The following is a 10,645-nucleotide window of genomic DNA, read 5'->3' on the forward strand; positions in this document are numbered from 1 at the left end:
TTAAGTCTCTCGTTAGGTGCGCTTCGCGATGGGGAAATGAGCTAAGTTTTTTAGCTGTTGTCCAAATTCTTTACATTTTTAGAGGTTTATCATGACTATCGTATTTCCTTCCAAAACTGGCAAAAAACGTTCTTTGTTGATTGATGCTTTTCGTATTCTCGGTTGGGAAGAGTTTCGTGCTACCCACAAAGAAGAGTTAAAAGGTCTTGAGTATGGTGGCTATGGCGTATTTGAGGTTGCATGGAAAGCTCATGAAATCCATGATATGACTTATGTTGAAATCGTTGCTTTGGCTAAGTCCTTAGAGTTTGCAGAGAATGAACTCTTGAATCTCCGATCAAACTATTACGCCAAAAAGAATGCTATGGCTGCTAATAAAGCTCAAGCAGCTACTAGCAAAAGCAATGGCAATGGCAATGGTAATGGTAATGGTAGTGCTAATGGTGCAGCAATGGCAATGGCAGCGCAAGAATTCGATAATGGCGATCTCTTCTAGCCGATCGAACTGGTCGTAAAAAAAACTCCGAAGTCCTCGTGGCTTTGGAGTTTTTTTTTTAGAGCGCCAAGAAACTTTGAACACAGCAAAGTCCAGAGCCAGAGGTTGCTCTGTGAGGCGCTTCGCGATGAGGAGGTGAGTAATTTTTTTTTGTTATATCAAGAGCCAAAGACATGAAATTAACTGAACTTTTAACTTCGATGACCATCGTTTCTTTGTTAACTACTTTCGCAGTGCCGACAACTCTCAGAATTATAGCCAATGCCAAAGTCACGGGAGCATTGCTACAGTTACACCAGACCGCTAAGCAGTCTCGCTATGATGCCATCGTAAACTACGGACAAGTTAGATCGGTTGCAATTTTTACTGGCGAAAACCCAGGAATTGCAGAATGTTTAGATGGTGTTTGTGGCAAGCCAATGCCCATGCCAAAAGGTATTGTCATTAAATCCACATTTCGGGGTATTGATGCCAAAGTTGCTGGTAAAGCCGGAGCTGATAGAGCAACTTTGGTTAGTTGGTCTTCAGAGACGAATGCTGGTATTGGTGGCAGTTATGGTCAGCATGGAAAGGTAGTCTTCAGTCACCCCTGGTCACTGAAAACCTTTTGTGTTGTTAGAGGTGGAAACCACGGCAACACTGGCGAATATCTCGTCAAGACAGATAAAGAATGTAGATAGATAAATCTCCAGCGATGGCTGGAGATTTTTTTTACTCGCACTTATAATCAAAAAGTTTTTAAAATCCAAGCCTCAACAGCGCTTCGCGTTAAGGAGTCGATTTGTCGATTTCCTTGGATAGACCTATTTAGATAAACTTATGTTGCACCTGAAGAACTATTTCAATGAATCTGAACAACAAGCTTTAGTTGAGTTGACCCGAAATATAGCTAAAACAAATGGCGGAATGACAATTCCGGTTATGCCCACTGGCAGCAAATTCAACTGTAGTCAAACCAGTTGTGGCTTAGTTGGCTGGCTGTCCGATCGCAAGGGCTACCGTTATTCCAAGATAAATCCTGAAAATAACCAACCATTTGCAACCATGCCCACTGAATTAGTAAACATTGCTCAAGATTTAGCCAAGTTAGTTGATGAACCTAATTATCAACCAGAAACTTGCTTAATCAACTTTTACTCTGCCGATCGAAAGAGTAAACTTGGGTTACATCAAGATAATACCGAGTACAATCTCAAACCCTGTATTATCTCCATTTCCCTCGGCGATGACTGCATTTTTTCGATCGGTAGTAACTGTAGTAGAAAAGATCCAGTTATAGATGTCGTCCTACGATCGGGGGATGTGTTGATTTTGCATGGCGAAACTCGATTAGCTTACCATGCAGTCAAAAAAATTGTCCCCAAAACTTCCTCCTTGTTGAAAAACAATGGTCGCTTAAACCTAACGATTCGACAAGTTTATTAACACAGTCAAAAAAATTAGTAATGCTTCGCTGTAAGTTGTTGAGCTTTTTAAGGTAACAACTAATGGCGACCAACGTTTTTGCTTTAGCACAACACGTCGATCGGAGTCTTAATTGTGAAACGCAGTACGATTTCTCTGAATACTCCGAACTCTTTGAACCGAAAGAATACCACACAGCAATGATTACTGGTCATCGCTGGATTAATTCGCAAGGTTACAAGCCATACATCGAAAAACTTATCATGATGGCAGTTAATCAAGGTGTCAAAAAATTCTTTTGTGGCATGGCTTTAGGCGTTGACCAGTTAGCTGCTGAAGTTTTGATTTACCGTAAATTGAACTGGACAGCCGTAATTCCCTGCGCTGACCAGCACGTACTCTGGAAACGTCGTCAGCAAAGTCATTACAAGAAACTATTGGCACAAGCAACTGAGCACGTCTGCCTTTACAAGAATTACAGTCCCGGTGTCATGCAAGCTCGGAATTCTTGGATGGTAAAACGATCGGATATCTGCTTAGCTGTTTTCAGTGGCGATCCTCATGGTATGGGAGGGGGAACCGCCACCACTTTCAATATGGCTAAACAGAAGAATTTACTCATTTATCAGTACGTTCCCGCCGAACGTAAGTATCTCATCATTGAACCCAGTCACCAACAGTTAAGCCTGTTTTAGCTAGTTCAAAATTTCTATTTTCAAATCTCTCTTGCTTCCTGGTCGCAAAGCCAGAAGTGAGAGAGATTTTTTTTCAGCATTCACCATCTAGAACCTAAACCCAGGAATCATGCTAAGAACAAAAAAAGTTGTAATAACTCACATCCACTCCCGCATTGCCAAACTTGCTAAGGGTGCGATCGACCGTGGTGAAATCGTTAGTTGCGATCGAATCTCAGACAGCTCGTACTTAATCAAGCGATCGGTTGATAATAGCAGAGCCAAAACAATTAAATACACTGCCGTCGGCGCTGCCAGCCTTCTCTATCTTCTCAGTGCTGCTGCCAACGCTAACGAATCTCCCGATCCGATCGAACCTGATTCTGATTTTAGTTCCAATTATTCAGAGCCACAACCAGAACCAGAGCACGACTTTGGTTCCCCATCTGAACCTGACTTCCTTCTTAACCCGGAACCTGAATCTGAGTCTGAATCTCACTCTGACTTTAACCTTGACTCTGAATATTTAGAGCCAGAGCCAGAGTCTGATTTAGAAACAGAAACAAAATTTCTAGAACCAATCTAAAAACATTCGAGAAACAGAAACATCCTCGTATTTTGCTCTAGTGAGGAGTAATGATGTTTCTGTGCGCCAGATTGCCAGAAATAGCAAAAAAATACCCCAAAACTGTCGCGGGGGGTGCTTCGCTTTGGGGTAAGGATTCTTTATCAAAGTAACAACTATGTCAATCCTACCATCTTCCACTTCTTCCACATCAAGTTTACCACAAATCGAAATTTCAGATTGGAGAACTGTAGAATTCAATGCACAAATTCCCTGGAAAGCTTCGGACAGACTTCTTGAAGCAGCCATCGGCAAACTTATTAATTTGGATGAGATAGTCGATCGGCTCCAGGCTCTTGATTGCCAACATTGCACACCATTCACGACTGAACAAGTTAAGTTTGCTTTCCTGAAATGGATTGAGAATCATCTTGAGTCGATCGAACTCCAGCCCGAATGGTTTATCTATCAGGACTTTAAACATTTTGAGCGTTATTTACCTGAGCTTGATGGTTCCTTCTTTCCAGAGGAAGAGTGCGAACCAGGAGCTATTTACGAGGAACAAGCTGCTCAATATGCTGCTGAATTAGCTACTACTGACTCTCAACCATCTCAACTTGAAGATGCTTTTGACGGCACTCCCCAGCAAGCAGCCGTAGCAGCACTAGATTGGTAGCCACTGGTAGCCAAGAGTAGTTAAAAAATCCGTTGACATAGAAACAGATTAGAAACAGCTCACAATTCTGTTTCTATGTCCACGGTATCCACCGTATTTACCGACCAAATTCTAACATGAATAATTGCACTGTACCCACACCGTATTTACAGAGAATTGCTGAAATTCGCAGCAAAATTGAAGCTCTAAAAGCTGAGGCTGAAGCGATCGAACCTGATGCTATTCTTGAAGGCTTTAATGTGCTTCAATCTCAACAGTCCCGGAAACAGATTGTCTATAAGGATGCCAATGCCAAAATTGTCATTCAGTTCCGAAATCAGTATGATGACCAGATCCTTCCCATTCAGCGCTTGGATGAGGACATTGCACGGGAATATGAAAACCTCTGCCGATATAATGCTGAATCGATCGAATCTTCTAAAGCTCTCATCGCTGAACTTCAAACCCAACTTGAAGAAGCAGAAGCAAAACTAGAAACGTTTCTGACTTCTGAACATTTAAAAAATTTGCAAAAACAGCGGTCGATCGAACTCAAGAACACCGAGTTTCAAGTGCCAAAGTTAGCGGTTTATGTCCACCAATTAAACCGCTAAAATATGGAAAGCTAGACACCGAAGCTATGGGTCAATACAGGATTTAAAATCATAAAAAGTTTGGCTAACTTCCAAGTGACGTAATGCTTCGCTGTTGGGTCTTGAGTTTCTTATTTCTCATATAGAAACAGAAACTAGAAACAAAAAATGAAACCTGAACTGAAACTTAATCTGAACCAAAAACCATGCAGAATCCAATTATCGTAGACGGACACGCATTCAGAATCCCCGGTGTCCCTAGCCGTTACAGAGCGAATTGTTCCCGAGATTTTGGCATCTTCGTTACCGGAGACACGAAAGGCTTAAACATTCTCGAAGTCCAAGAAAGGAAATTAAGCCGTGGAAAATTCGTTGAGATGGCTGTTTGTTCGATCGGCTCAAAGATTTTAACTTTTGAGCCAAATTATGTGAATGAACAATTTACCGAGATCTGGGGATTCCCAGTAGCGGGAGGCATGAAGGATTACTTTCATGCCAAGTGTAGTGAGTTGAGTACGTTCTTAATTCATCGGCAGTCACGAGACAAGATGAAAACTCTAGTTGAGGGCTTCAGTCAGCAAGCATTTAATGCTTGGGGTGAAGAAGGAATGCCAGGGAATTATGAGGAATATGCTCTTAATAAAGCTGCTGAAGCTTTGTTCACAAATATCTTTCGCTTTGAATTAACCAAGCAGGAAAGCCGTGAATATGGAGCCTATCACGCTGTCTCAATTTCAGTTCGTCCGCCAAGTGGGGCTTTAGATGAAGCAGCTCTCAAAGCAGCACGTCAAGTCCATGAGGCCGAAACTCAAGGATTCATCTGTTGTGAAGACCCTCGGCTAGTCGAAAATGAGCAAATGTGCGTTGCCTCAATGCCTCAGTCTCAAGCACCAATAACATTGCCTGAAGCTTCGGAACAACCAGCAATCAATGTGGCTACCACATCCGCAAAGCAAATTAAGTCTGCTAAGTAATCTGTCGTTTAACTAAAAAGTTGGGGAGCAATCCCCAGCTTTTTTTTTAAGCCAGAGTCAAAGTCCCAATCAGTCGATTGACACATAAAAGTAACCACACAAGGGAGAACAAAAACAATGGGAACTAAAATTTCTTGGGCAACAGATGTTTGGAATCCTATCGTAGGATGCTCTCGCGTACCAAAAAGTCCCGGATGCAAAAATTGTTATGCAGCAAACCTCGCTAAATCTGCACGGTTACAGCAATTTCCTCAGTATCAAGAAGTTAAGGAATGGAACGGGAAAATTGCCTTTGTGCCGTCACAGCTAACTAAACCGTTTAAGTTGAAAACCCTGCAACTTTTCTTCTTATCAATGAGTGATCCAGGGCATCATAATGTCAAAAGAGAATGGCTCGATCGGATGTTTGCGGTAATGGCAATCGCAAACGAGCACCAATTCCTGTTTCTGAGCAAGCGACCTGAAACCGTGAAAGCCTACATAGACGAATTAACAGCAGGTCGTTTGTATGAAGCAGCCAAATATTTCTGGAAGGAAACCGAAATCCCCAAACGACTTTGGCAATCACTGGAGCAACTGAAAGATTACTTTGAGAAGTTGGAATTTCCGCTCAAAAATCTTTGGATTGGAACCAGTGTCGAAAACCAGGAAGTAGCCGATCGCATCCTTGATGTAAGAGATACAGCAGCCCACATCCGGTTCATTAGCTGTGAGCCGTTGTTGGAGCGCATTGACCTCCGCAAGTATTTGGGCATCTGTGTCGGCTGCCAAACCTGCGAGTTTCGAGGCGACCATCGAATTGGAAAACCGATGGTAAATTGGGTAATTGTGGGGGGTGAATCAGCCCGGAAACGTAGCGATGCCCGACCCTGCCATCTAGATTGGTTGCGATCAATCATTCAACAATGTCAGCTCGCGAAAATTCCAGTCAGTGTTAAACAACTGGGTTCAAATCCGATCGATAGTTCTCCCTACATTGATGGTGTTGCAATGACGAATTACTCGGTCAAGGTTAAAGACCATACCGATATCAACGAATTTCCATCAGAGCTAAGGTTCAGACAGCATCCTGTTTTCTAGATTTAGTTTGGCTTTTCTTTACGGATGCAGGTTTCACATCTGCATCCTTCCTTTGATTCGTTAATACAACATTACACTCATGATTCTGGATAGTGCTTCGCTGTTGGACTGCAACTTTCTCAAGTTGAAAAATGCCACATACTTTTGGATTGTTGGAACAAAGCCAAGAACAATTAGCAAAACTAACAGCGAAAATGCTGTACGAGATCGAATATATTGAGCCTGTTCTCGGTGAAGACTTATTCCCCTACTACCGCCATTATTGCGTTATCTCGTCTCTAGGGAGCGATTACTCTCGAAAAGGCTTTGGTATTTACAACGATCGCACCAGCAAATACGATCGAATCGGCCACGTTCTCCGACATTTGTAACAATCCTGTTTAATTCAGTTTGCCAGCGAGGGGCTTCGCTGTAGGGTAGTGTTTCCGAATTCTACCCTACAGCTATGAAAGTCTTTCTCACAGGAACGGAACATTTGCAAAAAATGAACGATGAAATGTGGACAAGGATTCACAATATCACCAAACTAGATGCCGAAATTTTAATTGGCAACTATCGCGGGTTTGACCAACTCGCCCTAGTTTTCTTAACGATTTTGAGGTATCCCAAAGTCACAGTTTATGAAACTGGCAGTAATCTCAGCTTTGGATACCCGCTTGTTTTCGTTGGTCGGTATCCGGCTCAGGACATCTTCATGAGCAAGCAAGCTGATTATATGCTTGCGGTCTACGACGGCAAAAGTCGCGGAGTTCGAGCCAATCTACAACGGATGCCAGCCGATCGCATTCGCATTATTCGAGTTTAGCCAGAAACAGAAACAGAAACAAGAAACAGAAACAAGAAACAGGAGCAGAAACAATTTAGGTAACTGTTCCTGTTTCCTGTTTCTATGGAAATTCATGTTAATCAAGTCAAATAGGAGTTCGATCGAATGAAAGTATTTTTCACAGGGCCCGAAAATCTAAAGAAAATCCCTCCAAAGGTTAGTGTGAGAATCCTTAAGGTGATATCACTCAATGCCGAAATCTTGGTGGGAAACTTTACAGATTTTGATGAAATTGCTTTAGGAATCTTGTTTCTATTAGAATATCCTAAAGTTACCGTTTATCACACCGGGAACAAGGATAATCTAAGGTATCCGATCGTCAATGTTGGTGAATATCCCGCTCCTGATATTGCCATGAGTGCAGAAGCCGATTTCATGCTTGCTGTTTGCGACGGCAAAACTCCCAGAGTTACTGCGAATCTTCAGCGAATGCCAGCTAATCGCATTCGTCTCATCCAGCTTTAGTTTCTCTGGATTTATCATTTTTTACCTCAACCCACACAACCAAGACAAAACCAATTCCAGAAACAGATAATTGCTTCTGGAATTGTTTATGAAAATGCTTAACAAAAATCCCCAGCAGCTACGAACTGACTAAGGAAATGCAGAAAAACTAAGTAATTATGACATACTTCATTATATCTCATGATAGTAGGTTCTTCCTCAATTAGTGTTAAAATTTACTTATAGCAAGTCTATTTGAGTCATGAATGTAGAACCACCTGAAACGCTGGCGATCATTGAATCGAGTGTTTACAAATCAAATGGTTTTGCTATATCATGATTTTATTTCCTTATGCTTTGTGGAGCCTGCCAGTAACTCCGCTTTTTTGTGTTTCTACATCAGTTTTTCTATCAATAACTCAGCATAGTCACAGAACAAATTTTCTGACACTTCAAAACTGGTTGCAGCAACAGATTTTACCTCTTACTGCAACTGCAACCAGCTCAACGTCAAATGCCTTTCACCGCAAAAGGTAAATCATCTTATTTGAGATTTCTCCACTCCTGTTCATTTCTCAACACTGATGCCCAAAAGAATTTGATTCCGTAAGCGTCCGCAGCATCTTTATCCCACATTCCGCAGATATTCGATCGGATTTAATTTCAAAAAGATTCAGAGTTGTCAAAACCTCAAATGATTGCATAGCAATCATTTGAGGTTTTTTTAAGGTATAATAATTTGTGCAAGTAGACCAACCCTAAAAATCATGAAAAAGCCATCTGAAGCTATAAATATCGTAAATTTAGACCATTTGGGAATAGTAGCAGGGATAATAGATGAAATGGAATTGGTAGAAGAAGTCAACAAAAAGGTGGGATTAAGAATAAAAGAAACCATCAGTCCAGGACAAGTAATGAAAGCAATGATTTTGAACGGACTAGGATTTTTGAGTGCCCCAATCTACCTATTCGACAGGTTTTTTGTCGGAAAAGCAACAGAACATTTAATTGGAAAAGGAGTGACCCCCGAACAATTAAATGATGACAGAATCGGGAGAGCCTTAGACAAATATCATCAAGCTGGAACGACAAAGTTATTCACAGCAATTGCCATGAAAGCGGCTCTAAAATTTCAAGTAGAAATGAAAAGCGTTCACCTAGACAGCAGTTCAATATCAGTAGAAGGAGCATACAAAAACTGTCAGGGAAAAAGCCAGGAAGTTGAGATAGAATCATCAGATACAGAATCTTCCATGAAAACCATAAAAATCGTTCACGGCTATTCAAGAGATAAAAGACCAGACCTCAAACAATTTATGATTGACACGATCGTAAGTGGGGATGGAGATGTACCATTGTATCTCAAAATAGATGACGGAAACGCCGATGATAAAAGTGTCTTTGTTGCGAGATTGAAAGAATTTAAAAATCAGTGGACATTTGACGGGATCTGTGTGGCAGACAGTGCCTTATACACAGCAGAAAATTTGTCAGCAATGGCAGGAATGAAATGGATAACCAGAGTACCATTAAGCATAAAAGAAGCTCAAAATAAAATCTGCAACATTGAAGATAGTGACTGGGAATACTCTCAAATAAAAGGCTATAAAATAGCAACCAGAACGAGTGAATATGCCGACATAAAACAAAGATGGCTGGTGATAGAAAGTGAAATCAGAAAGCAAGCAGACCTTAAAAAAATAACCCAGCAAGTAGAGAAACAATTAGAATCAGCTAAAACCAAGCTGCGTAGGCTATCCAGGCAAAACTTTGCTTGTATTGCCGATGCGGAAGTTGTACTAAAAAAGTTATCAGACTCATGGAAATATCACCAAATAACAGAAATCAAATCCCAAGAAAAATCAGTTAAAGCAACAAAAAGTAAGCTCAACAAATTGAACCAGACACAGACAAAAGTTTATCAAGTAACGGGTGAAATAGAACCCCGAAGTTCAGCGATTGAAGTGGAACAAGTCAAAGCTGGGAGATTTATATTAGCCACAAATATCTTAGAGACTGAAGCAGTGAGCAATCAACAGGTATTATCGGAATACAAAGCGCAGCAAAGTAATGAAAGAGGATTTAGATTTATCAAATATCCGTTATTTTTTACTTCCAGCGTCTTCGTGAAAAAGCCGGAGCGAGTTGAAGCAATCGGAATGATAATGGGACTGTGTATGAAGCGTGTATAATCTAGCGCAAAGGAAATTGAGACAACAATTATCAGCTACCAATGAGCAAGTGAAAAATCAGGTAAAGAAATTGACCGATCGGCCGACAATGCGCTGGATATTTCAGGTGTTTCAGGCGGTGCATTTAGTGACGATAAATGGAGCGAAGCAGGTCAGCAATTTAACCCGAGAACGTCAAGATATCTTGCGGCATTTAGGAGAGTATTGCTGTCAATACTATTTAATGTTTTCAAGTGAATAGCGATCGATAACTAGGTGTAGATATTTGTGAATAATTTTCATTAATTAGTCAAGACAATTTGCTCTTGGCATAAGTTGTCTTGCTTAAAAAGATGAGCGATAGCAATAAAATAGCAACATAAATATGTGAGGAAAAGTCAATTATTTCAACTTACTTAATTTAGGTAAATTTGACAAGATTCTGTAACGCTAAGACCTTATAAGTTCAACCCAAAAGCCTTTGGTTTCCAAGTTTTCACAACTGATAAAAAAATCCGACCCACATCTGCGGAATGTGGGCTTTATCTTCTGGTCGATCGCCAATCATGATGCAGTTTTTCGGTTCTGCTAGCGGTCGGGATGCCAGCAACAACATTCCGTATCCGGGTTTCCGGCACGATATCTGGTAGTGCCCTGAAGGAAAGGATGGAGTAAACTTAAGCTACTATAGCAATCCTAAATGATTTTCTAGACCTATAGCAATCCTAATTAATTTTTTCCGTGCAATTATATTTATGTATTT

Annotated in this window: 12 protein-coding genes and 1 pseudogene; all 13 read left to right on the plus strand. The window is 41.0% G+C overall.

What is annotated here, in order from left to right:
* Positions 1-91: 91 nt before the first annotated feature.
* Positions 92-496, plus strand: coding sequence for a hypothetical protein (locus QUA78_RS22110; RefSeq protein WP_333301582.1), 405 nt, complete (start codon positions 92-94; stop codon positions 494-496).
* Between the two features lie 173 nt (positions 497-669).
* On the plus strand, positions 670-1,176 hold the full coding sequence (locus QUA78_RS22115; RefSeq protein WP_333301581.1) for a type II secretion system protein: 507 nt from the start codon (positions 670-672) through the stop codon (positions 1,174-1,176).
* Positions 1,177-1,315: 139 nt separating this feature from the next.
* The gene (locus QUA78_RS22120; protein ID WP_333301580.1) at positions 1,316-1,921 is read left to right on the plus strand and encodes an alpha-ketoglutarate-dependent dioxygenase AlkB; all 606 of its coding nucleotides are present in this window, start codon (positions 1,316-1,318) and stop codon (positions 1,919-1,921) included.
* A gap of 62 nt (positions 1,922-1,983) precedes the next feature.
* Positions 1,984-2,595: an SLOG family protein gene (locus QUA78_RS22125; protein WP_333301579.1), complete on the plus strand. Its 612-nt coding sequence runs from the start codon at positions 1,984-1,986 to the stop codon at positions 2,593-2,595.
* Positions 2,596-2,704: 109 nt separating this feature from the next.
* Positions 2,705-3,160, plus strand: coding sequence for a hypothetical protein (locus tag QUA78_RS22130; protein WP_333301578.1), 456 nt, complete (start codon positions 2,705-2,707; stop codon positions 3,158-3,160).
* A 157-nt stretch (positions 3,161-3,317) separates the two neighbouring features.
* Positions 3,318-3,815: a hypothetical protein gene (locus tag QUA78_RS22135; protein WP_333301577.1), complete on the plus strand. Its 498-nt coding sequence runs from the start codon at positions 3,318-3,320 to the stop codon at positions 3,813-3,815.
* 116 nt (positions 3,816-3,931) lie between these two features.
* A complete protein-coding gene (locus tag QUA78_RS22140) occupies positions 3,932-4,408 on the plus strand; it encodes a hypothetical protein (RefSeq protein WP_333301576.1) in 477 nt (158 codons plus the stop codon).
* A 185-nt stretch (positions 4,409-4,593) separates the two neighbouring features.
* On the plus strand, positions 4,594-5,361 hold the full coding sequence (locus QUA78_RS22145; protein ID WP_333301575.1) for a hypothetical protein: 768 nt from the start codon (positions 4,594-4,596) through the stop codon (positions 5,359-5,361).
* Between the two features lie 117 nt (positions 5,362-5,478).
* Positions 5,479-6,441 carry a DUF5131 family protein gene (locus tag QUA78_RS22150; protein ID WP_333301574.1) on the plus strand — a complete coding sequence of 321 codons (963 nt, stop codon included), beginning with the start codon at positions 5,479-5,481 and terminating at the stop codon, positions 6,439-6,441.
* Positions 6,442-6,572: 131 nt separating this feature from the next.
* Complete coding sequence (locus QUA78_RS22155) at positions 6,573-6,812, plus strand: hypothetical protein (RefSeq protein ID WP_333301573.1); 240 nt, start codon at positions 6,573-6,575, stop codon at positions 6,810-6,812.
* Positions 6,813-6,886: 74 nt separating this feature from the next.
* On the plus strand, positions 6,887-7,246 hold the full coding sequence (locus QUA78_RS22160; RefSeq protein WP_333301572.1) for a hypothetical protein: 360 nt from the start codon (positions 6,887-6,889) through the stop codon (positions 7,244-7,246).
* A gap of 198 nt (positions 7,247-7,444) precedes the next feature.
* The gene (locus tag QUA78_RS22165) at positions 7,445-7,732 is read left to right on the plus strand and encodes a hypothetical protein (protein WP_333301571.1); all 288 of its coding nucleotides are present in this window, start codon (positions 7,445-7,447) and stop codon (positions 7,730-7,732) included.
* Positions 7,733-8,478: 746 nt separating this feature from the next.
* A pseudogene (locus QUA78_RS22170) lies at positions 8,479-10,144 on the plus strand (IS1634 family transposase).
* Positions 10,145-10,645: the final 501 nt, after the last annotated feature.

It is taken from the genome of Microcoleus sp. K4-B3 (assembly GCF_036704615.1).
In the GTDB taxonomy this organism is placed as follows: domain Bacteria; phylum Cyanobacteriota; class Cyanobacteriia; order Cyanobacteriales; family Microcoleaceae; genus Microcoleus.

Coding starts and splice junctions, on each gene's coding strand:
- QUA78_RS22160 (WP_333301572.1), top strand. CDS start 6,887: ATGAAAGTCTTTCTCACAGGAACGGAACATTTGCAAAAAATGAACGAT.
- QUA78_RS22130 (WP_333301578.1), top strand. CDS start 2,705: ATGCTAAGAACAAAAAAAGTTGTAATAACTCACATCCACTCCCGCATT.
- QUA78_RS22150 (WP_333301574.1), top strand. CDS start 5,479: ATGGGAACTAAAATTTCTTGGGCAACAGATGTTTGGAATCCTATCGTA.
- QUA78_RS22140 (WP_333301576.1), top strand. CDS start 3,932: ATGAATAATTGCACTGTACCCACACCGTATTTACAGAGAATTGCTGAA.
- QUA78_RS22135 (WP_333301577.1), top strand. CDS start 3,318: ATGTCAATCCTACCATCTTCCACTTCTTCCACATCAAGTTTACCACAA.
- QUA78_RS22120 (WP_333301580.1), top strand. CDS start 1,316: ATGTTGCACCTGAAGAACTATTTCAATGAATCTGAACAACAAGCTTTA.
- QUA78_RS22145 (WP_333301575.1), top strand. CDS start 4,594: ATGCAGAATCCAATTATCGTAGACGGACACGCATTCAGAATCCCCGGT.
- QUA78_RS22115 (WP_333301581.1), top strand. CDS start 670: ATGAAATTAACTGAACTTTTAACTTCGATGACCATCGTTTCTTTGTTA.
- QUA78_RS22110 (WP_333301582.1), top strand. CDS start 92: ATGACTATCGTATTTCCTTCCAAAACTGGCAAAAAACGTTCTTTGTTG.
- QUA78_RS22125 (WP_333301579.1), top strand. CDS start 1,984: ATGGCGACCAACGTTTTTGCTTTAGCACAACACGTCGATCGGAGTCTT.
- QUA78_RS22155 (WP_333301573.1), top strand. CDS start 6,573: ATGCCACATACTTTTGGATTGTTGGAACAAAGCCAAGAACAATTAGCA.